At 65.1% G+C, this 24687-nt stretch carries 20 protein-coding genes; 15 read left to right on the top strand and 5 right to left on the bottom strand.

Annotated features, from left to right (window positions below):
- Positions 1–8: 8 nt before the first annotated feature.
- Positions 9–743, bottom strand: coding sequence for a substrate-binding periplasmic protein (locus ACJRW5_RS18555; protein WP_484571967.1), 735 nt, complete (start codon positions 741–743; stop codon positions 9–11).
- Positions 744–932: 189 nt separating this feature from the next.
- On the opposite strand from ACJRW5_RS18555, the gene ACJRW5_RS18550 reads away from it, so the two are divergent.
- Positions 933–2063 carry a PilT/PilU family type 4a pilus ATPase gene (locus ACJRW5_RS18550; protein WP_484571966.1) on the top strand — a complete coding sequence of 377 codons (1131 nt, stop codon included), beginning with the start codon at positions 933–935 and terminating at the stop codon, positions 2061–2063.
- 84 nt (positions 2064–2147) lie between these two features.
- Positions 2148–3788, top strand: coding sequence for a Na/Pi cotransporter family protein (locus ACJRW5_RS18545; protein WP_484571965.1), 1641 nt, complete (start codon positions 2148–2150; stop codon positions 3786–3788).
- 55 nt (positions 3789–3843) lie between these two features.
- Here ACJRW5_RS18545 and ACJRW5_RS18540 read toward each other — a convergent pair whose 3' ends face one another.
- Both ACJRW5_RS18540 and ACJRW5_RS18535 read right to left on the bottom strand, forming a co-directional pair.
- The gene (locus ACJRW5_RS18540) at positions 3844–6402 is read right to left on the bottom strand and encodes a TRAP transporter permease (protein ID WP_484571964.1); all 2559 of its coding nucleotides are present in this window, start codon (positions 6400–6402) and stop codon (positions 3844–3846) included.
- Positions 6403–6550: 148 nt separating this feature from the next.
- Entirely contained in the window at positions 6551–7522 is a 972-nt protein-coding gene (locus ACJRW5_RS18535) for a TAXI family TRAP transporter solute-binding subunit (protein ID WP_484571963.1), read from the bottom strand.
- Between the two features lie 170 nt (positions 7523–7692).
- On the opposite strand from ACJRW5_RS18535, the gene ACJRW5_RS18530 reads away from it, so the two are divergent.
- The 6 genes from ACJRW5_RS18530 (at position 7693) to ACJRW5_RS18505 (ending at position 14861) form a co-directional block, all read left to right on the top strand.
- Entirely contained in the window at positions 7693–8721 is a 1029-nt protein-coding gene (locus ACJRW5_RS18530) for an AraC family transcriptional regulator (protein WP_484571962.1), read from the top strand.
- Positions 8722–8856: 135 nt separating this feature from the next.
- Positions 8857–9174, top strand: a complete 318-nt coding sequence (locus tag ACJRW5_RS18525) for a hypothetical protein (protein ID WP_484571961.1) — start codon at positions 8857–8859, stop codon at positions 9172–9174.
- 144 nt (positions 9175–9318) lie between these two features.
- Complete coding sequence (locus tag ACJRW5_RS18520) at positions 9319–11571, top strand: putative bifunctional diguanylate cyclase/phosphodiesterase (RefSeq protein WP_484571960.1); 2253 nt, start codon at positions 9319–9321, stop codon at positions 11569–11571.
- The gene (locus ACJRW5_RS18515) at positions 11568–13163 is read left to right on the top strand and encodes a methyl-accepting chemotaxis protein (RefSeq protein WP_484571959.1); all 1596 of its coding nucleotides are present in this window, start codon (positions 11568–11570) and stop codon (positions 13161–13163) included. Before ACJRW5_RS18520 ends, ACJRW5_RS18515 begins: the two co-directional genes overlap by 4 nt.
- Before the next feature lie 186 nt (positions 13164–13349).
- The gene (locus tag ACJRW5_RS18510) at positions 13350–14351 is read left to right on the top strand and encodes an LLM class flavin-dependent oxidoreductase (RefSeq protein WP_484571958.1); all 1002 of its coding nucleotides are present in this window, start codon (positions 13350–13352) and stop codon (positions 14349–14351) included.
- A gap of 84 nt (positions 14352–14435) precedes the next feature.
- A complete protein-coding gene (locus ACJRW5_RS18505; RefSeq protein WP_484571957.1) occupies positions 14436–14861 on the top strand; it encodes an OsmC family protein in 426 nt (141 codons plus the stop codon).
- A 45-nt stretch (positions 14862–14906) separates the two neighbouring features.
- On the opposite strand, the gene ACJRW5_RS18500 is transcribed toward ACJRW5_RS18505, so the two are convergent.
- On the bottom strand, positions 14907–15326 hold the full coding sequence (locus ACJRW5_RS18500; protein ID WP_484571956.1) for a PA0061/PA0062 family lipoprotein: 420 nt from the start codon (positions 15324–15326) through the stop codon (positions 14907–14909).
- A gap of 98 nt (positions 15327–15424) precedes the next feature.
- On the opposite strand from ACJRW5_RS18500, the gene ACJRW5_RS18495 reads away from it, so the two are divergent.
- Positions 15425–16486, top strand: a complete 1062-nt coding sequence (locus ACJRW5_RS18495) for an aminopeptidase (RefSeq protein WP_484571955.1) — start codon at positions 15425–15427, stop codon at positions 16484–16486.
- A 62-nt stretch (positions 16487–16548) separates the two neighbouring features.
- Positions 16549–16779 (top strand): DUF1161 domain-containing protein, encoded by a 231-nt coding sequence (locus ACJRW5_RS18490; RefSeq protein ID WP_484571954.1) that lies wholly within the window; start codon positions 16549–16551, stop codon positions 16777–16779.
- A gap of 451 nt (positions 16780–17230) precedes the next feature.
- On the opposite strand, the gene ACJRW5_RS18485 is transcribed toward ACJRW5_RS18490, so the two are convergent.
- Positions 17231–17878 (bottom strand): HAD family hydrolase, encoded by a 648-nt coding sequence (locus ACJRW5_RS18485; protein ID WP_484571953.1) that lies wholly within the window; start codon positions 17876–17878, stop codon positions 17231–17233.
- 293 nt (positions 17879–18171) lie between these two features.
- Here ACJRW5_RS18485 and ACJRW5_RS18480 point away from each other — a divergent pair, with 293 nt between their 5' ends.
- The 5 genes from ACJRW5_RS18480 to ACJRW5_RS18460 all read left to right on the top strand — a co-directional run bounded on the left by ACJRW5_RS18480 (position 18172) and on the right by ACJRW5_RS18460 (position 24522).
- Positions 18172–19341 (top strand): efflux RND transporter periplasmic adaptor subunit, encoded by a 1170-nt coding sequence (locus ACJRW5_RS18480; RefSeq protein WP_484571952.1) that lies wholly within the window; start codon positions 18172–18174, stop codon positions 19339–19341.
- The gene (locus ACJRW5_RS18475) at positions 19335–21281 is read left to right on the top strand and encodes a MacB family efflux pump subunit (RefSeq protein ID WP_484571951.1); all 1947 of its coding nucleotides are present in this window, start codon (positions 19335–19337) and stop codon (positions 21279–21281) included. The genes ACJRW5_RS18480 and ACJRW5_RS18475 overlap by 7 nt, the downstream gene beginning before the upstream one ends.
- 11 nt (positions 21282–21292) lie before the next feature.
- Positions 21293–22678, top strand: coding sequence for an efflux transporter outer membrane subunit (locus ACJRW5_RS18470; RefSeq protein ID WP_484571950.1), 1386 nt, complete (start codon positions 21293–21295; stop codon positions 22676–22678).
- A gap of 309 nt (positions 22679–22987) precedes the next feature.
- The gene (locus ACJRW5_RS18465; protein ID WP_484571949.1) at positions 22988–23239 is read left to right on the top strand and encodes a helix-turn-helix domain-containing protein; all 252 of its coding nucleotides are present in this window, start codon (positions 22988–22990) and stop codon (positions 23237–23239) included.
- Entirely contained in the window at positions 23236–24522 is a 1287-nt protein-coding gene (locus tag ACJRW5_RS18460; RefSeq protein ID WP_484571948.1) for a HipA domain-containing protein, read from the top strand. Before ACJRW5_RS18465 ends, ACJRW5_RS18460 begins: the two co-directional genes overlap by 4 nt.
- The last annotated feature ends 165 nt before the right edge of the window (positions 24523–24687 follow it).

Here is a 24687-nt window from a genome sequence, read left to right as displayed (position 1 = left end):
ATCAAGCACTACTCCACATAACCCTCGACGATGCGCTGATATTCCCCGCTGGCCTTGATCGCCTCAAGGCCGCGGTTGAAGCGCTCGATCAACTCTGCCGCGCGCGGGTGTTGTCTGGACACGATGAAATGCAGCGTGTTGCTGCCCAGCATCCGCGAGCGATGGAACTGCTCTGCACCGACGCCCGTCGAGCGCAACGCGCTTTCCCCCAGGTGCAGATCCGCGATGAACAGATCGTCACGATGCAACAGCAACAGCCGCGCACATTCCTTGAGCCCGAGCGGGGAGTGACGGCTCAACGCGCCTTGATCGAGCAGTTGCTGAATCGCAGCGGGTACCTGCCAACCCAGCGGAAAACAGAGGCGCAGGCCCGTTTGATGAGACAGATCATCGATTTCGAGGCTGTCGACAGTGCGGCTGAACAGATACTGCTCAGAGACGTACAAAGGATCTGAGAAGAGAAAGTCCGCTTCGCGCTGCGCCGAACGCACGTAGGGAAAGGTCGCATCGTATTCACCGCGCGTGGTCTTCAGATAACCTCGATTCCAGGGTAACCAGTCGAGCGTCATCGCCAGCCCCTGGTCGGCCAGTACTGCCTGCACCACCTGGGTCAGCATGCCATTGGCGGGCAAGGCTTTACCGGTAAATGGCGCGTAGTCATCACCCGTGACCAGATGCAGGCCTTCAGCCCGTGCCGACATGCATACGAGCAGGCTCAGCAGCATGCCTCCCCAGAATCCCAAATTTGCTCTCCAATCTCCGACACTCGAACGCCTGCACATAACCCACATCGACTCTCGCCCTCCTGGCTGGGACTGTCCAGTCCAACTGGGCTATAGGGCGACAATTCGCCTCATAATCTTGATGCAGAACAACAGGATCAGACAGACGCCGACTATCCTTGCTGCAACACAACGAACTGCGGCCCGCCGATGAACGACAGCACGCCCCCCGATCAGCCCGACGTTTTTCCCTACCTGCAACTGATGCACCAGCATGGCGGGTCGGATCTGTTCTTCAGCGTTGGCGCGCCGCCCCACATGAAGGTGGAGGGGCACAGCCAACCGGCAGGTCAGCGTGTGCTCAAGGCCGGCGAGGTACAGCTACTGGCCTACCAATTGATGACTCAGAAACAGATCGCCGAGTTCGAGCGTGATCTGGAGATGAACCTCGCAGTGAGCCTGCACGGCGCCGGGCGCTACCGGGTCAATGTCTATTACCAGCGGGGCGAAGTGTCCATGGTGGTGCGCCTGATCAAGAGCCAGATTCCGGGCGTCGAACAGCTCGGTCTACCCAAGCTGCTGGAGAAGCTGGCCATGCAGGACCGCGGCCTGATCCTGGTCACCGGCGCTGCGGGCTCCGGCAAGTCCACCACGCTGGCGGCGATGCTGGATTTCCGCAATCGCCACAAAAGTGGCCACATCGTCTGCATCGAAGACCCCATCGAGTTCCTCCACAGCCACCAGCGCTCGATCATCGACCAGCGTGAAGTCGGCCTCGATACCCACAGTTTCGACGATGCCCTGCGCAACGTGCTGCGCGAGGCGCCGGACGTGATCATGCTCGGCGAAATCCGCGACGCCGCCACCATGCAGCACGCACTGCACTATGCCGAGACTGGCCATCTGTGCGTCGCCACCCTGCACGCCACCAGCAGCAGTCACGCCATCGAGCGTATTGCCCGCTTCTTCCCCGACGAGGCACGCAAACAGGTGCTCGCCGACGTGGCCCACAACCTGCTCGCGGTGGTCGGCCAGCGCTTGGTCCCGGGTATCGAACAGAAACGCGTGGTTGCGGTGGAGCTGATGCTCGGCACGCCTTACATCCGCGATCTGATCCAGCGCGATGAGCTGGACGAACTGCGCGAAGCCATCGCCCGTGCGGCAGAACAGGGACTGCAGACCTTCGACCAGCATCTGTTCACCCTGCTCGAAGCGGGGCGTATCAACCTGGCCGATGCCCTGAAGTTCGCCGACTCACGCACCGACCTGAGCCTGAAGTTCAAACTCGAGCGCGGCTTCTCCGCTGACGATGCCGAAATGAAAGTGCTGCGCGACGGCTGACTGGCGCAATGCGGGTTTTCGGCCGATGCTCAATACAGGCCGAAAACATAATTCCTCGTCGGCCGTCACACAGGGGGCCGACTTATGCTGACCCTGCTTCATCTGCTGTCAGCCATTGCCCTGCTGGTCTGGGGCACTCACATCGTACGTACCGGCATCTTGCGTGTGTTCGGTTCGCAACTACGCAAGACCCTCAGCCACAACGTCAGCCGCAGGCCGCTGGCCTTCGTCGCCGGCATCGGCGTCACCGCACTGGTGCAAAGCAGCAACGCCACTGCCTTGCTGGTCACCTCCTTCGTCGCCCAGGGCTTGATGGCACTGGCTCCCGGCCTGGCGATCATGCTCGGCGCCGATGTCGGCACCGCGCTGATGGCGCGCGTACTGACCCTCGACCTCAGTTGGCTGAGCCCGCTACTGATCTTTATCGGGGTAATCTTCTTCCTCTCGCGCAGGCAGACCCGCGCCGGCCAGCTTGGGCGCGTGGCGATCGGCCTGGGCCTGATGCTGCTGGCTCTGGAGCTGATCGTCGCCGCCGCCACACCGATTACCGAGGCGCGCGGTATCCGCGTGCTGTTCGCCTCGCTCACCGGCGACCTGCTGCTCGACGCGCTGGTCGGCGCCCTGTTCGCCCTGCTCACCTATTCCAGCCTGGCTGCCGTACTGCTTACCGCGACCCTGGCCGGGGCCGGCATGATCAGCCTGCCGGTGGCCATCGGCCTGGTCATCGGTGCCAACATCGGCAGTGGCGTGCTGGCCTTTCTCACCAGCAGCCTGCAGAGCCCGGCCGGGCGTCGCGTCGCACTGGGCAGCCTGATCTACAAGTTGATCGGCCTGCTACTGGTGCTGCCGGTACTGCAGCCACTGGCGACCTGGCTGGACAGCCTGAACTGGCGGCCAGCGGAAGTGGTGATCTTCTTCCACCTGCTCTACAACAGCCTGCGCGCCCTGCTGATGCTGCCCAGCGTCGGCCTGATGGCGCGCTTCTGCAACTGGCTGCTACCGGACCGCAACGACGACAACGGCGTCGCCCGCCCCCGCCATCTCGACCCGACAGCACTGGCGACACCGAGCCTGGCGCTGGCCAATGCGGTACGCGAAACCCTGCGTGCCGGTGACCAGGTCGAGAGCATGCTGGGCCATCTGGGGCCGGTGCTGGAGCACAACCAGCCGGCCCTGACCAAGGAGCTGCGTAGCCTCAATGACGATGTCGCCAGCCTGTGCCGGGCGGTCAAGCTGTACCTGGCGCAGATTCCCCGGGAAGGACTCAGTGACCATGAGAGCCGGCGCTGGGCCGAGATCCTCGAGCTGGCGGTGAACCTGGAACAGGCCGGTGACCTGATCGAGCGCATGCTGGGCAAGATCCAGAGCGAGAAGACCGCACAACGCCGCGCATTCTCCGAGAAGGGTCTGGAAGAGCTGAGCCACCTGCACGGCCAACTGATGGCCAATCTGCGCCTGGGCCTGAACGTGTTTCTCAGTGCCGACCAGGCCAGCGCCAGCCAATTGCTGCGGGAGAAGCGGCGCTTCCGCGCTCAGGAGCGTCGGCTGGCTCATGCGCACATCGGTCGACTGCAACGGCAGGTGGTGCAGAGCATCGAGACAAGTTCCCTGCACCTGGAGCTGATCGCCGACATGAAGCGGCTCAATTCGCTGTTCTGCGCCAGCGCCTACGTGGTGCTGGAAAGCAAGGACACCGGCGCCCTGCAGCTCGACGGCGGCGAGTGAGAAACCATCGGAGCCATAAACGAACAAGGCAGCCGAAGCTGCCTTGCACGTCTGACTACGCCGGTTGCGGCGTCTTGCGGCGACGCTGCAGCAGCACGATCAAGCCGAACAGCAAAAACGCCGGAATCCACATCAATTCCTTGACCCAGCGATCGGTTGGCGCCCGCACCGTCAGGATCTCCTGATCGAATTCCAGGCCGGCATCGGCCGCCATACTGCCGAAGGTGACGCTGTCGACCAGCACCTTGCCGTCTTCTTCGTAAAGATTCAGGCCCAGGTTCTGCAGACGCTCCTCACCGCTGGCACCGTCCGGCACCGGCAGCAGCAGGCTGAACTCGCGGGGATCGCCCACCGCATCCTCACCGCGAATACGCAGGCGCAGGGAGCTGCCGTCCTCGACGCCATCGAGCGCCTGGGCCAGCTGCGCCGGCGGGATGTCCTGATACGGGTCGTGCACCATGTCCATCCAGAAACCAGGGCGGAACAGGCTGAAGGCGACCAGCAACAGCAGCACGCTCTCGTACCAGCGACTACGCACCAGGAAGAAGCCCTGGGTACCGGCAGCGAAGATCAGCATGGCGATGGTTGCCACAATGAAGATGATCACCCCGTGCCAGAAGTCCACATCGATCAACAGCAGGTCGGTGTTGAAGATGAACAGGAACGGCAAGGCGGCGGTGCGCAGGCTGTAGAAGAACGCCACCAGACCGGTCTTGATCGGATCGCCCTTGGACACCGCAGCGGCAGCGAACGAAGCCAAGCCTACTGGCGGGGTGACGTCGGCCATGATGCCGAAGTAGAAAACGAACAGGTGCACCGCGATCAGCGGCACGATCAGGCCGTTCTGCTGCCCAAGCGCCACCACCACCGGTGCCAGCAGGCTGGACACCACGATGTAGTTGGCGGTGGTCGGCAGGCCCATGCCGAGCACCAGGCTGAACACCGCGACCAGCAGCAGCATGAGCAGCAGGTTGCCCATCGACAGCAGCTCGACCAGATCGGCCAGTACCAGACCGACACCGGTCTGCGATACCGCACCGACGATGATGCCGGCCGCCGCCGTGGCGATGCCGATACCGATCATGTTGCGCGCACCGGCGATCAGGCCCTCGCGCAGGTCGACCACGCCGTCGACGAAGGTGCCGTGGTCATGACTGCCATCGCGGCGCATCCAGCTCAGCAGCGGGCGCTGAGTGAGCAGGATGATGATCAGCATCACGCTGCCCCAGAAGGCGGACAGACCGGGCGACAGACGCTCGATCATCAGGCACCAGACCAGCACCACCACCGGCAGCAGGAAGTGCAGACCGGACAGCAACACCGCGCGGGTCTGCGGCAATTCCTCCAGCGGCGCATTGGGGTCTTCGGCCGGCAGCACCGGCACACTGGCGGCGACTTTCAGCAAGGCCAGGTAAACCAGCGCGAGCAGCACACCGATTACCGGCAAGGCGTACTCGCCCAGCGCCGGTTTGAGCCAGCCAAGGCCGTAGTAGACGGCCAGCGACAGACCGCTGATCAACGCTGCGCCGAAGGCGAAGCCGGTCAGACGACGCAGCCAGGGCTTGGGCTGATGGCCACCGATGGGCTGCAGGCCGAGCTTGAGCGACTCCAGATGCACGATGTAGAGCAGCGCAATATAGGAAATCGCGGCAGGCAGGAAGGCGTGCTTGATGATCTCGACATAGGACATGCCGATGTACTCGACCATCAGGAAGGCTGCAGCGCCCATCACCGGCGGCATGATCTGGCCATTGACCGACGATGCCACCTCGACCGCGCCGGCCTTCTCCGAGGAGAAGCCGGTGCGTTTCATCATCGGGATGGTGAACGTACCGGTGGTCACCACGTTGGCGATCGACGAGCCGGAGATCATCCCGGTCAGACCGGACGCCAGTACCGCGGCCTTGGCCGGGCCACCGCGGAAGTGACCGAGCAGGCTGAACGCCAGCTGGATGAAGTAATGTCCGGCACCCGCGCGTTCGAGCAGCGCACCGAACAGGACGAAGAGGAAGACGAAGCTGGTGGAAACACCCAGGGCGATACCGAACACGCCTTCAGTGGTGATCCACTGGTGGTTGGCCAGCGCGTGGAAGCTGACCCCACGATGCGCCAGCAGCCCCGGCATCCAGGGGCCAGCCACGCTGTAAATGAGGAAGACCAGGGCGATGATCGCCAGCGGCGGGCCCAACGCACGACGGGTCGCCTCCAGCAGCAGCGGGATACCGATGCAGGCGGTCACCAGGTCGCCCGTGGTCAGGCTGCCAGGGCGCAAGGCCAGCTGCTGATAGAAAATGAACAGGTAGGCGGCACTGGCGGCAGCCACCAGGCCAAGGGCGATATCCAGCAGCGGCACGCGGTCACGTGGCGAGGTCCTGAACGCCGGATAGGCGAGAAACGCCAGCAGCAGTGCGAAGGCCAGGTGAATGGCACGGGTCTGGGTATCGTTGAGCACACCGAAGCCGAAGATGAACGGCAGTGGTGAGGCGATCCACAACTGGAACAGCGACCAGAGCAGCGCCAGGCCGGTGATCGCCTTGGCCATCGGGCCGACGGGCAAACGCGCGCCGACGTCCTGGGCGATCAGTTCCTCGGTGGAAAGTTGCTTGTCATGCATGGGGCGAACCTGCATTCGAGTAATCGGAAAACGGCAAAACCCGCAGACCTGCGCCTGCGGGTTTGTTTAACACTAGAAGCGAATCGAGCGATGCGCCTGGCGGCGCATCGCAGATTGCCCTGCCGGATCGACCGACAGGGCCTGAGGCTTACAGCCAGCCGCGCTCTTTGTAGTAGCGCTCGGCGCCTTCATGCAGCGGGGCAGTCAGACCGACCTTGATCATGTCGGTTTCCTTCAGGTCGGCAAATGCCGGGTGCAGACGCTTGAAGCGATCGATGTTGTCGAACACCGACTTGACCAGCTGGTAGACCACTTCCGGGTCAGCCTTGGCGCTGGTGGACAGCACGGCCTTGCCGCCGATGGACGGGGTCGGCTGATCGTTGCCCTTGTACAGACCACCAGGAATGTCGGCCTTGGTGTAGTAGGTCTTCTCGGCCAGCAGCTTGTCGATCTCGGCGCCGGTCACCGGTACCAGAACGGCGTCGGTGGTGGTGGTGGCTTCTTGGATCGCGCCATTCGGATGACCGACGAAGTAGGTCATGGCGTCGATGTTGTTGTCACCCAGGGCACTGGCCTGCTCGGCCGGCTTCAGCTCGGCAGCCAGGGCGAACGCGGAGCGATCCCAGCCTTTGACGGCCATGATCTCCTCCAGGGTGTCACGCTGACCGGAACCCGGGTTGCCGACATTGACACGCTTGCCCTTGAGGTCATCGAAGCTTTTGATGTTGGCGTCGCGACGGGCGAGGATGGTGAACACTTCGCTCTGCAGCGAGAACACCGCGCGGATATCGCTCATCGCGCCTTCGGCTTCGAACGGCGCAGCGCCGTTGAGGGCCTTGTACTGGTGGTCGGACTGCATGATGCCGAAGTTGAATTCGCCACTGCGGATGCCATTCACGTTGGCCACACCGCCACCACTGGCTGGCGCGTTGCACTTGATGCCGTGCTCGGCGGAGCCACGGTTGAGGAAACGGCAGATGGACTGACCGGCCACGTAATAGACGCCTGTCTGGCCGCCGGTGCCGATGGTCACGAATTTCTCTTCGGCCTGTGCCATGCCACTCAGGGCAGTGCCCGCGAGCGCGGCGGACAGGACCCATGCCAAGGATTTGCCTTTCATGGGATATCTCCTTTTTCTGTTGTTTTGAGCGAGCGCGCCTTGTGAGCGACGTCCGGGTGGGAAGTCTAACCGCTCACGGCGAATATGCACGCGCTGTCGAACAATCGCTGGTAACTGCTTATGTTCCGCACGGGCTATCGCCTGCTGTCGGCATTGGGCAGAATCGGGCGATGCCGAACCAGCTTCCCGACTCTTCGCAGGCCTCGGTCAGCGCCAGCCTGACCCAGGCAGTCCTGCATGCTGCCAGCCGCCTCGGGCTTGATCGCCAGGCGTTGCTGAGTGCCTGCAAGCTGCGTGAGGAACAGCTCGCCGATCCCGATGCACGCATCCGCTTCAGCGTCCAGCAAGACCTGTGGCAGGAACTCGCAGCGCGTCTGCAACAGCCAGAACCTGGCCTGCTGCTTGGCCGCAATCTGGCGCCCGGACCCTTCAGCGTACTCAGCTATCTGCTGCAGAGCAGCGCGACCCTCGCTGATGCCTTGCATGCAGCCCTGCGCTATCAAAGGCTGGGCGGCGAAGGCGGTGAACTCCAGGTCGAGGAGCGCGGCGACGCAGTGGCGCTGCTATACCGCCCGCTGCACCCGCAGCATTCGGCGACCCGCATCCGCGTGCTGGCGATGATGGCCTGCTGGGTGCAGACGACTCTGCCGCTGCTGGATGGCTTTCACCTGCTCGAAGCGCGCTTCCGCCACGCGCAGCCCGATGATCTGACCCCCTACGCGGATGTATTCGCCTGTCCGTTGCATTTTGCCAGTGACGATTACGCCATCGTCCTGCCACGCGATCTGTGCCAGGTGCCGTTGATCCAGGCCAATCCGCCGCTCCAGCAGATACTGCGTCAGCACGCTGAAACCCTGCTCGCCCGCCTGCCCAGCGCCAGCCTCAGCGCCCGGGTGGTCGGTCTGCTCGGCGAGCAACTGGCCCATGGCGAGCCGGATCGCGCGGAGCTGGCGCGATCACTGAATCTCAGCGAACGCACCCTGCAGCGGCGCCTGGCCGATGAGGGTTGCAGTTACCAGCAACTGCTCGCCGACACCCGCCGCCAGTTGGCCGAACAGCACTTGCGCGACGGGCACCTGCCGGCAACGGAAATCGCCTTGCTGCTGGGCTACTCCGAACCCAGTGTGTTCTTCCGTGCCTTTCGCCAGTGGACCGGTCTGACCCCGGGTGAATACCGGGCCCAATGCGCACAACGCTAGCAACCCTCTCCCGGCAACGTCTTCGCGAACACCGGCACAGTCACTCACAAGAAGAGGCCGGACTGACCGGCGTCAATGAGTCACCTCGATCCGCGCCCTAGCATTAATGGCCATTCGCTATATAGCGTTACTGCCATGCCTACGACTCACCTGCTGCTCAGCCTGCCGAACACCGAGTCCTGTCGGCGGGTGTTACATCTGCTGCATCACCAGGCAGATCAGTGCCAGATCATCGAGACGCCCGGAGATTGCCGACACAAGCCTCTGTGCCGCTGGCTGCAGCGTCTGCCAGAGGGCAGCCTGGGCGACGTTCACGCCGGCCTGGAAGACGCCATCGACGTGCTGGAACGCAGCCGGCATTCGTTCAAATCCGCGCAGCTGGCCGACTTGCGCAAGCGCCTGAGCCAGCTCCTCGAAGAGTTGTCCGCCCTGAACAATTGCGGTAAAAACTAGCCGCAGTAGGTTCCGCCCACCGCGGAGACCGGCTTTGCCGGGCAGGACAAAGGGCCTGCAAGACAGAGCGCCGCAGACCGCCTTCCTTCGGGGAGCGCGGTCTGCGGCGCTTTTTTTTGCGCTGAGGAAAAGCAAGAGGCTGAGATGGGCAACGAACAAGAATTCCAAGACCTGCTGCAACACATCGCACCGGACCTGGACGAACTGCAACAACGCCTGCGTTTTCTCGACTGGCGTCAGGTCGATAACGAGCGTCTGGCGCGCTGTGCCCAGCGAGTCGAACGCACCAACCAGCACTTCGTCGACACGCTCTACGAGCAACTTGCCGACTATCCGGCCCCAGCCGCGGTGCTCGGCGATCCGGCCACCACCGAAAGGCTCAAGCTGCGTCAGGCGGACTACTATCGCGGCCTCTGGCAAAGCCCGCCGGACGAAACCTACGTCCTGGAACGCCTGCGCATTGGCTGGGTACACCAGCGCACCGGGGTCGACCTGAAGTGGTATCTGGGCGCCTATCGCCTGTATCTGAACCAGCTGCTCGGCGAACTGCTTGGCTCCTCGGTGGCCAGCGACTGCTTCTCCAGCCTGATCAAGAAAGTGTTCTTCGACATCGGTCTGGCCCTGGACAGTTACGGCGCAGCCCAGCGCAAGGCATTGCAAGACAGCGAGGCGCGCTATGCCCGTGCCATGCGTGGGGCCAACGACGGTTTGTGGGAGTGGCAGCTGGAACAGGACCAGCTCTATCTGTCCGAGCGCTGGATCCGCATGCTCGACCTCGACCGCGACAGTCTCTCGCCCACCAGCCAGAGCTGGTTCAGCCGCGTCCACAGCGACGACCTGCCCGGCCTGCGCCAGGCCATCGACAATCATCTGAGCGGCCTCACGCCTTTCCTCAACCACGAGTACCGTATCCGCCGCCGTGACGGCAGCTACCTGTGGGTGCTGGTGCGCGGTGTGGCCGATACCTGCAGCAGCGGGTTGCGCCGTATCGCGGGCTCGCAGAGCGATATCAGTCAACGGCGCGCAGCTCAGGAGCAACTGCACCACGCCGCGCGCCACGATCCACTCACCGGCCTGGCCAACCGCGCGCGCCTCGCGGAACTGCTGCAGCAGGCCGTGCAACGTCGCCAACGAGCCGGGGCACGAGAGGTCGCCCTGCTGTTCATCGATCTCGATCGCTTCAAGCTGATCAACGACAGCCTTGGCCACCAGACCGGCGACCGCGTGCTGGTGGAGGTGGCCGAGCGGCTCAGTCACTGCCTGCGCCCGGGCGATCACCTGGCACGCTTCGGTGGCGACGAATTCGTCGCCCTGCTCGATGATCTGGCCTGCATGAACGACGCCGAGCGCGTCGCCCAACGCATGCTCGACTGCCTGCATGTACCGCTGCGCCTGCAAGACCAGACCCTGGCTGTCAGCGCCAGCATCGGCATCGCCGCCCTGCAGGAGGGCGGTCAAGAACTCGATCCGCTACAGGCTGCAGACCTGGCCCTGTACCGCGCCAAGAGCGCAGGCAAGGCACAATTTGCCCGCTACAGCAGTGAGCTGCAGCAGCAGGCGCAGCGCCAGCTGGAGCTGCAAAGCGCTCTGGCACAGGCACGTGCTCGCGGCGAGTTGCGCCTGGCCTATCAGCCCATTTGCCAGCTTGATGGCAACCAGCCAAAGCTCATCGGTGTGGAGGCACTGCTGCGCTGGCAGCATGACGGGCGCGACATCTCTCCGCTGGAGTTCATTCCCTGCCTAGAGGAGTCCGGCGAAATCCTCGCGGTCGGTGACTGGGTCTTGCAGCAGGCCTGTTGCCAGGTCCGTGACTGGCAGGACAAAGGGCAAACGGACCTGCGCTGCTCGGTCAACCTGTCCAGCCGCCAGCTGCAACAGAGCGATTTCTCTGCACGGGTCGCGGACATCCTGCGGCAAAGCGGCTTGCCACCCTCCTGCCTGGTGCTGGAAATCACCGAAAGTCAGCTGATGGAAGACAGCGCACAGAATCTGGCCTGCCTGCGCGAGCTGGCGAGCCTGGGGGTGAAGCTCGCCCTCGACGATTTCGGTACCGGTTACTCCTCGCTCGGTTACCTCAAGCGCTTCCCGCTGCACATCATCAAGGTGGACAAGAGCTTTATCGCCGGCGCACCGCAAGATGCCGAATCGCAGGCCATCAGCCGGGCAATCATCGGTCTTGGCCGCAGCCTGGGGCTGGCAGTGGTAGCCGAGGGCGTAGAAAAGCAGGCGCAGCTGAGTTTTCTCAGCAGCGAGGGCTGTCACTACGCGCAAGGCTACTGGTTCAGCCGCCCGCGCGACCCTGGTGATCTGCAACGGCTGCTCAGCGGCGAGGATTGTTTCGAGGGGCTGTGGTGTGAGTTGAGCGAACAGCAGGGCGTAAAGGAATTGCAGGCATGAAACTCAACTTGCCGGTGAGCGGACGCCAGGTCCCGGTGCAGCCGCGCGCCAATATCCTCTCCACCACCGACCTCAAAGGCGCGGTCACCTACGTCAACACCGACTTCGTGGCCATCAGCGGTTTCCGTGAAGAGGAACTGATCGGCTACAACCATAACCTGGTGCGCCACCCGGACATGCCCCCGGCGGCCTTCGCCCACCTGTGGCAGACGCTCAAGGCCGGACGTTCATGGATGGGCCTGGTGAAGAACCGCTGCAAGAACGGCGATCACTACTGGGTCAGCGCCTATGTCACCCCCATGCGCAAGGATGGTCAGGTGGTCGAATACCAGTCGGTACGTACCGCCGCCAGCGACGCGCAGATCGCCGCAGCCGAAGCGCTCTATGCCGAACTGCGCGCAGGGAAAATGCCACGCACCTTGCGCCGGCCGTTGCTGGAACCGGGCCATCGTCTGGCCCTGCTCGGCCTGCTGCTGCCGCCTGCAGCTGGCCTGCTCAAAAGCCTGGCGCTGGACCTGCCACTGCTACCGCAGCTGGCAGCCGGTGCACTGCTGGGCCTGTTGCTGGGCGGGCTGATCCATCACACGCTGCGGCCACTGCAGGGTCTTGCCGCACAGGCGCGGCGTCAGGCCGACAACCCGCTCAGCCAATATCTGTACAGCGGCCGGCGCGATGATTTCGGCGCCATCGCCTTCGCGTTGCAAAGCGCGCAGGCCGAGTCCGGTGCAGTGGTCGGGCGCATCGCCGACTCGGCCAGGCAGCTCAGCGGTGAGGCAGGGCAACTGGCCGACGCGGTGAACCACCACAACCGCGCCACCCTGCAACAACGCCAGGACACCGAGCAGGTAGCCAGCGCCATGGGGCAGATGGCGGTGAGTGTCCAGGAGGTGGCGCGCAACGCCCAGCTCAGCGCCAGCGCGGCCAACGCAGCGGACCTGGAGAGCGGCGACGGCCGACAGCTGGTGGAAGAGACTCGCAGACAGATCGCCACCCTCGTCGACCAGTTGCAATCCAGCCATGACCAAGTCCGCCAGTTGGCCGACAGCAGCCGGGAAATCGGCCAAGTGTTGACCGTCATCGGTGACATTGCCGAGCGCACCAACCTGCTCGCACTGAACGCGGCGATCGAAGCGGCCCGCGCCGGTGAAGCCGGGCGCGGTTTCGCCGTGGTCGCCGACGAGGTCCGTGCCCTGGCGCGTCGCACCCAGGCCGCAACCGGCGAAATAGACGCCATCATCGGCAGCCTGCAGGGCACCATCGATGGCAGTGTCAGCGTAATGACCGAGAGCCAGCAACGCGCTCAGGCCATTGCAAACCAGGCGCGCCAGGCAGCCAACGCATTGGCTGGCATCACCCAGAGGGTCGGCCAGATCAGCGACATGAATCTGCAGATCGCCAGTGCCGTCGAGCAGCAGAGTGCGGTAGGTGACGACATCCAGCGCAATCTGCACGGCATCCGTCAGGCCTGCGAGAGCACCGCCGAGGCCAGCGCCCGCAGCCACGGCAGTGCCGAACAGCTGGCCGGGCTGGCTGCACGCCTGCAACTGCTGGCCGAGCAGTTCTGGAGCCAACGTCAGGGGCGCTCCGGATGAGGCCAGCGCTGATGGTTCCCTGGTCACCGGCGGGCACGCCGGCGAATCATCCGCATCGATGATGACTATGCCCGGGCGGGCGTGTGCACCCGAAGCTCGAGGGGTTAGAGTAGCCGGCCACGCATTGCTAACCTTTTTGCGATCTCTAGCTCGCGAGCTCGTAAAAAGGTTCTGAGGAGACTCCCCATGAGCCGATTGACCTCGATCAAGCTCTCCACCCTCGACCTGGCGCCGATTCGCGACGATGGTGACGCGGCGCAGGCCCTGCACAACTCTTTGGCCCTGGCCCGCCATGTCGAAAGCCTCGGCTTCGAGCGCTTCTGGGTCGCCGAACACCACAACATGGATGGCATCGCCAGTTCCGCTACCTCCGTGCTGATCGGCTATCTGGCCGCCGGCACCACCAGCATTCGCCTGGGCGCTGGCGGGGTGATGCTGCCCAATCATGCGCCGCTGGTGATCGCCGAGCAGTTCGGCACCCTCGCTACACTGTATCCGGGCCGCATCGAGCTGGGCCTGGGGCGCGCCCCCGGGGCCGATCAGTACACCGCCCATGCCCTGCGTCGCAGCCGCGATGGCAGCGCAGAGGACTTCCCGAACGATGTCGAAGAACTGCAGGCCTACCTGGGCCCACGGGAACCCGGTCAGCGGGTGATCGCCATGCCCGGCAGCGGCACCAACGTGCCCATCTGGCTGCTCGGTTCCAGTCTGTTCAGCGCTCAGCTGGCCGGCATGAAGGGCCTGCCCTATGCCTTCGCCTCGCACTTCGCACCGCGTTACATGCATGAGGCGATACGTATCTACCGCAACACCTTCAAACCCTCGGCCGTGCTCGACAAGCCCTATGTGATGCTCGGCGTACCGCTGCTGGCTGCCGACAGCGACGAACAGGCCCAGTACCTGGCTACGTCCGCGTTCCAGCGCATCCTGGCGCTGATCCGTGGCCAGAGCCTGGTGCAGCGAGCGCCGGTGGCGAGCATGGAAGGCCTGTGGCTGCCGCACGAGCGTCAGGCAGTCAGCGAGTTCTTCGGCCTGGCCGCCATCGGTGGCCCGACGACAATCCGCCAACGCCTGGAACAGCTGCTGGAGCAGACCGACGCCGACGAGCTGATCTTCACCTGCGACATGTACGACTTCGCCGATCGCCTGCACGCCTTCGACATCGTTGCCGAGCTGCAACGTGACTGAGTCCGAACTTGTGCGCCTCATCGCCCTCTGAATGCTGAGAGGTCGCCACTCCGGCGGCCTCGTTCAAGCAATGGGAGAGCGCACATGAAAAAGACTGCATCGGCCCACTGGCAGGGCGGCATCAAGGATGGCAAGGGCACCATTTCCACTCAGAGTGGCGTGCTCAAGGATTCCCCCTACGGCTTCAACACCCGCTTCGAAGACAAACCCGGCACCAACCCCGAAGAGCTGATCGGCGCAGCCCATGCCGGCTGCTTCTCCATGGCGTTGTCCAAGGAGCTGGGCGACGCGGGGATGACCGCAGAAAGCATCGACACCAAAGCGGAGGTCACGCTGGATAAGGTCGAAGGCGGCTTCGAGATCAGCGCCGTGCACCTGTCACTGCAGGCGAAAATCCCCGGCGCAGACCGCGCAGCCTTCGAGAAGGCCGTGGAAACCGCCAAGACCGGCTGCCCGGTTTCCAAGGTGCTCAATGCCAAGATCACCCTGGAAGTGGTTCTCGACAGCTGAACCGGCGTCTGCAGGGTGCGCCGTGCGCACCACGCGTTCCGCCGCCTAGATCGCCGTGCCGCAGCGCAACACCTCGCCACGCGCCAGCACGTTGCGCTGATCGTCGTACAGCCAGGCCTGCGCCTTCATCAGCAACGGCCTGGCCTCGACCCGGTAGCGCTGGCCGGCGGCGAAGTCGTCGTAACGCAGGCGAATCTCGCAGGTCATGCGCAGCGGCTCGCTCTGCATGCCGATCGAACCACTGCGCACCTCGAACTGAAAACGTGTTTCCAGCTCGTGCTTGCCAGGCGTGACCTGGAAGTAGCGCCCGTCGGGCCAGCGCTTGCCGTCCAGGCGGTCCGCCATCAACAGGGTGTCTGCCGTGGAATACAGCTCGACCCAGGCCTGGCGGGGATCGGGCTGAGGCAAGGGCGAAGCGCAGGCTGCGAGCAGCAGCGCAGCGGGTAGAACAAGCAAGGCACGCATATCGGCCTCCGGTCTGGTTTGGGCACCAGCTTTGTGGGCTGGCATCGGTACAGGGAAAATACTAGGCGCCAATCCCCCGGATCGGCTAGCGTGAGCGCATGCTCAATACCTCCTCCATCGACCTGCTGCGGCGCATCGCGGTTCCCCTGCTGGCCCTGCTGCTGGGCGGCTGCTCGACACTGGATTACTACGCCCATCTCGGCCAGGGCCAGTGGCAACTGCTGCAGGCACGCCAGCCCGTCGAACGCATGCTGGAAGACCTGCAGACAGACGCCGGCCTGGCCAGACGCCTGCAACTGTCACAGCAGGCCAGGGACTTCGCCAGCAGCAACCTGCACCTGCCGGACAACCGCAGCTATCGACTGTATGCCGATCTGCAGCGCCCCTTCGTGGTGTGGAACGTCTTCGCCACGCCCGAGTTCTCCCTCGACCCGCAGTTGCACTGCTTCCCCATCGCCGGCTGCGTCGCCTACCGCGGCTACTACCAGCAAGGCCGTGCCCGCGGCGCCGCCGCGCTGCTACGACAGCAGGGGCTGGATACCTATATCGGTGGCGTCGAGGCCTACTCCACGCTGGGCTGGTTCGATGACCCGCTGCTCAACACCATGCTGCGCTGGAGCGACGAGCGCCTGGTGGCGGTGATCTTCCACGAGTTGGCGCACCAGCAGTACTACCTGCCGGGCGACACGGCCTTCAACGAGTCGTTCGCCACCTTCGTCGAGCACGAGGGGCTGCGCCAGTGGCACGCCGCACGCGGGGAAACACCGCCAGCCAGCAACGATAAACAACGCCAGCAGTTCGTCGAACTGGTACTGGCCAGCCGCGAGCGTCTGCGTCAGCTCTACGCCAGCGACCTGCCTGTCGCGGCCATGCGCCAGGCCAAACAGACCGAATTCGAGCGTTTGCGCCGCGACTATCGGACCCTGCGCCAACAGCAATGGCGCGGCCAGGGGCGCTACGACGCCTGGGTCGAAGGCCCGTTGAACAACGCCAAGCTGCTGCCGTTCGGCCTCTATGATCAGTGGGTGCCCGCATTCGCGGCACTGTTCGCTCGCGAAGGACGGGACTGGCCACGCTTCTATGCAGCCGTCGCCGCTCTGGGCCGCCTGCCGGATGCCGAGCGCCAGACAAAGCTGACGGCCCTGCAGCAAGACCACTAGAACTGCTTGGCAATCTGCCAGTCCAACCTCACAGGTCTCGAACACCCCTGGAGGTAAGCGTGATGCAACGGATCATCCCTGCCCTGGCCCTGCTGATGCTGGCAGGCGGAGCGCTGGCAGCGCCCAAACCCTGCGAAGAACTCAAGCAGGAAATCGAAGTGAAGATTCAGGCCAACAACGTGCCCAGTTACACGCTGGAAATCGTGCCCAACGACGAGGTGCAGGACCAGAGCATGGTGGTCGGCAGCTGCGACGGTGGCAGCAAGAAGATCATCTACCAGCGCAACGACTGATTACCGTAGCGACGAGGTGCCGCAAAAGCGGCCTTGGGCACCTTGGCTGCAGACATCATGGATCCCGATTAGCAACGATGCTCAGCCAAGCGGGTAGCCCGGATGAAAGCCGGGAAAGATCGGGCGGCCTGGTGTTGCGCCACAGATCAACTGTCGGTCGGACGGCTTTTCGTAGGGTGTGCCGTGCGCACCAGGCAAGTACTGCGGTCTTCGCGGTGCGCGCAGCGCACCCTACCCAAAAGCACCGAGCACATGCCGACATGTGATCCGTGTCATGACACTGGTAAGCCGTCCCGGATTCCATCCGGGCTACAGGGCTGCTCCAGCGGCGCTCGATCAGTCCGGCTGAAGCTCATGACTAATCAGCTCATGGATTGCCTTCAATAGGTTGCGATGCAATCCATGATGTCTACAAACGGCGACCGCGCCTGCCTTGACTCCGCCGCGAACCTCAGCGGTTGAATGCCTGGTGCAACTGCGCCAGCGTGTCGAAATGATAGGCCGGCGCCTCGCCTGCCAGCTCCTCACGACTGCCAAAGCCATAGCCCACGGCCACCGCCTGCAGACCATTGCTGCGCGCTCCGATCAGGTCGTGCTTGCGGTCGCCGATCATCAGCGCCTCTGTCGCAACAATCCCCTCGCTCTGCAACAGGTGCGCCAGTAGCTCCACCTTGTTGGTGCGCGTGCCGTCCAGCTCGCTGCCATAGATACGCTTGAAGTAACGGGCAAAACCGAAATGGCGGGCAATCTCCTCGGCAAACACCGTCGGCTTGCTGGTGGCGATATACAGCGTGCGACCCTGCGCCTGCAGCGACTCGAGCAGCGCAGGCACCCCGTCGAACAGCTGATTCTCGTACAACCCGGTGACCTTGAAGCGCTCGCGGTAGTGGTTCACCGCCTGCCAGCCGGTAGCCTCGTCCAGTTCATAGCTGCTCATGAAGCACTGCAACAGCGGCGGGCCGATGAAATGTTCCAGCGCCGTCAGGTCCGGCTCATCGATCCCCAGCTTGGCCAGCGCGTACTGCACCGAGCGGGTGATGCCCTCACGCGGGTCGGTCAGGGTGCCGTCGAGATCGAAGAGGATGATGGAGTGATGCATGGGACGTCAGGCTTCGGCAGCTCAGGGAGGTCGCAAGGATAAGGCAATTGTCAGCAGCGCCCAATGCGGGTTGGGCCGTACAACAGCTTCGTTCATGAAATATTTTGTTTCATTCAGCTGAACAAACGGACAGCAGGTCGGCGCGACTCATCCGTCTTTGTAGGTGGAGCGTCACTGCCGACGCCCTTGTCGCACCACCCCCTACAGGTGGCCCCTCAGGATCCGCATCTCACTTCCTGCGCCGCGCACCTGCTGCGCAGGCTCACGGATGATCATTCAGGTCGAGCTTGTCCATGATGTTTTCCCGCTTTTCTCCGCGCCGCCTGGTCTGGCTGGCGGCAATCGTGGTGCTCCTGCTGAGTCTGGCGGGCTGGTTCAGCCGGGCGCCGGCGGTGCGTTATGCCAGCGAGCCGGTAGCGCGCGGGAATGTCGAGGCCACCGTGGTAGCCATGGCGACCTTGCAGCCGCGGCATTCGGTGGAGGTCGGCGCGCAGGTGTCCGGGCAGATCATGCGTCTGCTGGTGGAGCCGGGAGACCACGTCGAGAAGGGCCAGTTGCTCGCCGAGATCGATGCCAGCCTGCACGAGGCCACGGTGGAGGCCGACCGCGCCGCGCTCGACGGGCTGCGCGCGCAGCAGGCCGAGCAGCAGGCGCAGCTTGATCTGGCGCGCCAGCAGCACCGTCGCCAGCAGCGCCTGCTGCGGGCCGAGGCGACCCGCGAGGAGGATGTGCAGATTGCCGTGGCCGAGCTGCGTTCGGCCGAGGCCCGCCTGCAGCAACTGCGCGCCCAGGTGGCCGAGGCGCGGGCGCGGTTGCGCGGCAACGAGGCGCAACTGAGCTACACGCGCATCTATGCGCCGATCGCCGGGTCGGTGCTGGGCGTGGACGTGAAGCAGGGCCAGACCCTCAACGCCACCTACCAGACGCCGACGGTGATGCGCATTGCCGACCTCTCCAGCATGACCGGCTGGACACGCGTCTCCGAGGCCGATATCCGCCGCCTGAAAAGCGGCCTGCCGCTGTATTTCACCACCCTCGGCGGCGATCAGCGGCGCTGGCACAGCGAGGTGCGTCAGGTGTTGCCGGCACCGCCGGTGCCGGCCGGCAGCCAGGGCGAAGCGAGCACCAGCAGCAGTGAAACCGAGAAGGTGGTGCAGTACACCGTGCTGTTCGAGGTGGACAACGCCGACGGCGAGCTGATGCCGCAGATGACCGCGCAGGTGGTGTTCGTCACCGCCACCGCCGATGACGTGCTCACCGCGCCGCTGGACGCCCTGCAGGGTCACCCCGGCGCCTGGCAGGTGCGCGTGCTCGGCGCCGACGGCCAGGCCGAGGCGCGTGCGGTCGAGGTTGGCGCGCGTGATCGCCAGGTGGCGGAAATCACCGCCGGCCTTGCGGAAGGCGAGCGCCTGATCACCGGCGAGCTGGCGGCCGACGAGGGCCTGCCGAGGTTCCAGTGGTGACTGCGCTGATCGAACTGCAGGGCATCCGCCGTACCTATGGCGGTACGGACGGCGCACCGGCGGTGGATGTGCTGCGCGGAATCGACCTGAGCATCCGCGCCGGCGAGTTCGTCGCCATCGTCGGCAGCTCCGGTTCCGGCAAGTCGACCCTGATGAATATCCTCGGCTGCCTCGACCGCCCCAGCGCCGGCACTTATCGCTTCGCCGGCCAGGATGTGGCCGCCTTCGATGCCGACCAGCTGGCCTGGCTGCGCCGCGAGGCGTTCGGCTTCGTGTTCCAGGGCTACCACCTGATCGCCACCGAGTCGGCGCGGGAGAACGTCGAGGTGCCGGCCATCTACGCCGGCACCCCGGCCGCCGCGCGCCATGCCCGCGCCGCCGAGCTGCTGCAGCGCCTGGGCCTGGAGGCGCGCCAGGAGCATCGCCCCGGGCAGCTGTCCGGCGGCCAGCAGCAACGGGTGTCGATTGCCCGCGCGCTGATGAACGGCGGGCGCATCATCCTCGCCGACGAGCCGACCGGCGCGCTGGACAGCCACAGCGGCAAGGAGGTGATGGCGCTGCTGCACGAGCTGGCCGACGCCGGCCACACCATCATCCTGATCACCCACGACCGCGAGGTCGCCGCTCAGGCGCGGCGGGTCATCGAGGTCCGCGACGGCGAGGTGATCGCCGACAGCGGCGGCGCCCAGCCGCAGCATGCGCTGCCGCCGCCGGACCTGCAGCATGCCGGCCGCGACCACGGCGCGACCTTCACCGCCGAGCTCGGCGAGATGCTGCGCAGCGCCTGGCGGGTGCTGCTGATCCACCGTTTCCGCACCGCGCTGACCCTGCTCGGGATCATCATCGGCGTGGCCTCGGTGATCGTCATGCTCGCCGTCGGCGAAGGCGCGCGGCAGAAGGTGGTGGCCGAAATGGGCGTGATGGGCGCCAACATGATGTACATCGGCAGCAGCGTGCCCCGCACGGGCGGGCCGATCGGCGTGCTCACCATGGATGACTTCGCCGCCATCGGCCAGCTGCGCGAGGTGGCGCGGATGATGCCGATCCTGCGCGACCCGGCACTGATCCGTCACGGCCAGCAGGCGCTGCAGACCGAGGTGCTCGGCGTCGGCGAACAGCTGCCGGCGATTCACCACTGGCCGGTGGCGCGCGGGCGCTTCTTCAGCGCCGCGGAGAATGACGAGATCGCCCCGGTGGCGGTGCTCGGCCATGAGGTCTACCAGAACCTGTTCCCCGAGGGCGGCGATCCGCTGCGGCAGATCATCCTGATCAACAGCGCGCCCTTCGAGGTGATCGGGGTGATGAGCGAAAAAGGCAGCGAGGCCGGCGGCAATTACCCCGACGAGCAGGTGCTGGTGCCGCACAGCACCGGCGTGGTGCGGGTGTTCCCCAAGCTGCGCGACGAGAGCTACGGCGCCATCGAGGTGCGCAACAGCGCGCTGGTCGGCCAGGCGCAGACGGCGCTGGAAGAGCTGATGCGCCAGCGCCACGGGCGCGAGGATTTCCGCGTGTACAACTCGGCGGCCAAGCTGCAGGCCGAGGCCGAGACGCGGCAGAGCATGACCCTGATGCTCGGCCTGATCGCCGCCGTGTCGCTGCTGGTCGGCGGCATCGGGGTGATGAACGTGATGCTGATGAGCGTGCGCGAACGCACCCGCGAGATCGGCATCCGCATGGCCACCGGTGCGCGTCAGCGCGACATCCTCCGTCAGTTCCTCACCGAGTCGGTGCTGGTCACCCTGCTCGGCGGCAGCGCCGGCGTGGCCGGCGGCCTCGGCTTCGGCGCCCTGCTGCTGTGGTGGGACGTGCCGCTGGTGTTCTCCCTCTCGGCCATGCTGCTGGCCTTCGCCTGCGCGGTCGGCACCGGCCTGCTGTTCGGCTACCTGCCGGCACGCACCGCCGCCCGTCTCGACCCGGTCGTGGCCCTCGCCGCGCAATGACAGGACTGCCCATGCTCCGCTCTCTGCCCCTGCTGCTCGCCAGCGCCCTGCTCGCCGGCTGCGCCACGCATAACGCCGCCCCCGTCGATCTGCCCGCCCCTCCCGACGCCTGGCGCCATGCGCAGACGGACGCCAGCGCGCCCGCCAACGACTGGTGGCGCGCCTTTGCCAGCAGCGAACTGGATGCCCTGGTGAGCCGGGCGCTGGCCGCCAACCACGACCTGGCGGGCGCCGCCGCACGCCTGCGCCAGGCCGAAGCCAGCGCCCGCGCGGCCGGCGCACCGCTGCTGCCGCGCCTGGACGGCAACCTCGGCGCCAGCCGCGAGGGGCGCCTCGGCGGCCATGGCGACGGCGCCGGCAATGCCTACACCGCCGGCCTGCTGGCCAGTTACGAGGTGGATCTGTGGGGCCGCCTGGGCGCCGGACGCGATGCCGCACAGGCCACCCTGCAAGCCAGCCGCTTCGACCGCGACGCCCTGCGCCTGAGCCTGACCGCCACCCTGGTGGACACCTGGCTACAGCAGGTGGCGCTGGCCGAACGCCTGCGCCTGGCCGACCTCAACCTGAACAATGCCCGGCGCCTGCTCAGCACCGTCGAGGCGCGCTACGCCGCCGGCGCCGCCACGCCGCTGGAGCTGGCCCAGCAGCGCGGCCTGCTGGCCGAACAGCAGCGTAATCGCGCCGCCCTGCGCCAGCAGGCCGATGACCTGCGCAGCAGCCTCGCCGTATTGCTCGGCGAGGCCCAGCCGGCGGCGCCGACGGCCAGCGCACTCAGCGCCCTGCTGGCGCCGCAACTGGCGCCCGGGCTGCCCAGCGCGCTGCTGCTGCGCCGGCCCGATCTGGCCAGCGCCGAAGCCCAGCTGAATGCTGCCGAGGCCGACCTGCGCGCAGCCCGCGCGGCGCTGTTGCCACGTCTCGATCTGAGTGCCGGCGCCGGCGGCAACGCGGCCAGCCTGAGTCGGGTGCTGGCCGATCCGCTCTACTCGCTGGGCGCCGCCCTGACCGCGCCGATCTTCGACGGCGGCGCCCTGGCCGCCGAGCGCGAACGCAGCGCCGCACGCCGCGAAGAGCTGCTGGCCAGCTACCGCCAGCGCGTCGTCGAAGCCTTTGCCGATGTGCAGGTGGCGCTCAACGCCGGCAGCGGCGCCGAAGCCCAGTGGCAGGCCCAGCAACAGGTGCAGGCGCAAGCCCGGCGCGCCCTGCAGCTGGCCGAGGAACGCTACCAGGCCGGCGCCGACGACCTGCTCAACCTGCTCGATGCGCAGCGCACGCTGTACGCCGCCGAAGACCAGAGCGCCCAGCTGCACCTGGCCCGCCTGCAGAGCGGCGTGGCCCTGGCACGGGCACTGGGTGGCGGCTGGCAGGCGACAGAAGCAGAGCCAGCCGGAAAGCCCTAGCCAGGTAGTGATTTCGGGAGCGGGCTATTTGGCAGTGAAGATGCCCTGCACCGCGATGAGGAAGCCGGCATCTGGCGCCAACCCGATAATCTGCTCGGAGCCCTGCCGTTGAACTACGGCCCACGCATCCATGGCTGTAGCCACCTCGACTACGAGGCTCTGGGTTTAATCAGCGCGCAGCAATCCTCACGATTGTAAGGATTGATTGATAGTACACACTGGCGAACGCAGAAATCCTCACAAGCGTGAGGATTATCTTGCCTACCTAGGTATTACGTGCCAGATTCCTTACGAACGTGAGGATTTAATATGCAAACCACACTCAAGAGCGCTGCCGAATTGGGCGAGTTGGTCCGCCGAACGCGCAAGGCGCAAAACATCCGCCAGGATGACGCCGCCGGCAGCATTGGCGTCAGCGAGAATTTTCTCGGTAAGGTCGAGCGCGGTAGCGAAAGCGTGCAGTGGGGCAAGCTGTTTCAGGTGCTCGACGGCCTCGGCCTGCGCTTGATCGTCGATCTGCCGGATGAGGTGGAAAGTCTTTCCGGCGAGCCTGACGCATGAATCGCGAGCTGCTGGCCTGGATCGGTGATCGCCTGGTGGGGCATCTGTACGACGACAATGGCGTATGGAGCTTCCGCTATGCCGACGACTGGGCCGCCTTTGACCTTTGCCCAAACCTGCCACGGGCACAGGGCAGCATCGTCGACAACAGCAGCCAACGCCCAGTGCAGTGGTACTTTGACAACCTGCTGCCCGAGGAAGGCCAGCGCCAGTTGCTGGCCGCCGATGCGCGCCTGGAGGCCAACGACGCCTTCGCCCTGCTGACATACTACGGCGCCGAATCGGCCGGCTCATTGACCCTTCTGCCAGCGGGCGAAACACTGCCGACAGGCGAACTGCGAGCCTTGACGGATGAGGCATTGGCCAGACGCATCATCGCCATGCCGCGCCTGCCACTGACCCACGAAGCCCACAAGCGAATGTCACTGGCCGGCGCCCAGCACAAGCTGGCCGTGGTGCTCAAAGGCGGCGAGCTGTATGAACCCGTCGGCGCCGCACCCTCGACACATATCCTCAAACCGGATCACCCCGAGCCCGCCTTCGCCCATTCGGTGATCAACGAGTGGTTCTGCATGCGCCTCGCCGCGCGCGTCGGCCTTGCCGTACCCAGCGTCCGCCGTCATTACGTGCCCCAGCCGATCTACCTGATCGAGCGCTTCGACCGCCAGGCACAGGGCGACACCTGGCAACGCCTGCACAGCATCGACGCCTGCCAGATGCTCGGCCTGGATCGCCACTTCAAATACCAGGCTGGCAGCATCGAACGCCTCGTTCAGCTACTAACGCTGAGCACAGCTCCCGCCGTTACCCGCACACGCCTGTTCAACTGGCTGCTGTTCAATGTACTGATCGGCAATACCGATGCCCACTTGAAGAACATCAGTTTTCTGGTCGGCCCGCGCGGCCAGCAGTTGTCGCCCTTCTATGACCTGCTGAGCACCGCCGTCTATGAAACCCGTGCCTTCGACCAGGATCGTTGGCCACAGGCAACCACCCTGGCCTGGCCGATCCTTGGCGAATCGCACCTGGCACGTATCGACCGCCAGCTTCTGCTCGATGCCGCCGAAGCGCTGGGCCTTAAACGTTCCCCGGCCAACGCACAGTTGCAGCGCATGCAGGCACGCATCGTCGCGCACGCCGATGAATTGCTGGCACAAACAGAGCAGGAAAACGCCGAGCTAGCAGCCCAACGCCCGGAACTGCGCGCCACCCATGCAGGGGAAATGCGTTGCTTGCGGGCGATTCGGGCGCTGGTGGCGGAGCAGACAGCTCGGCTGCAATAGACAACGTGTAAAAGAAACGCCGTTTTCTTTACACGTAACGCCCAACGCATAAAGAAAACGGCGATTTCTTTACATGAGGCTGCTTGCTCAGCAGTCGAAGGAACACAAAGGCGCAAAGAAATATTTCTGAGCTACCAAATTAGACCGCCCAAAAGCGCTACTCCC

The organism is Pseudomonas pichavaramensis, assembly GCF_050473265.1.
Classification (GTDB): domain Bacteria; phylum Pseudomonadota; class Gammaproteobacteria; order Pseudomonadales; family Pseudomonadaceae; genus Aquipseudomonas.
Note: the sequence above shows the minus strand (reverse complement) of the source record. Positions and strands in the feature narration are given on the sequence as shown.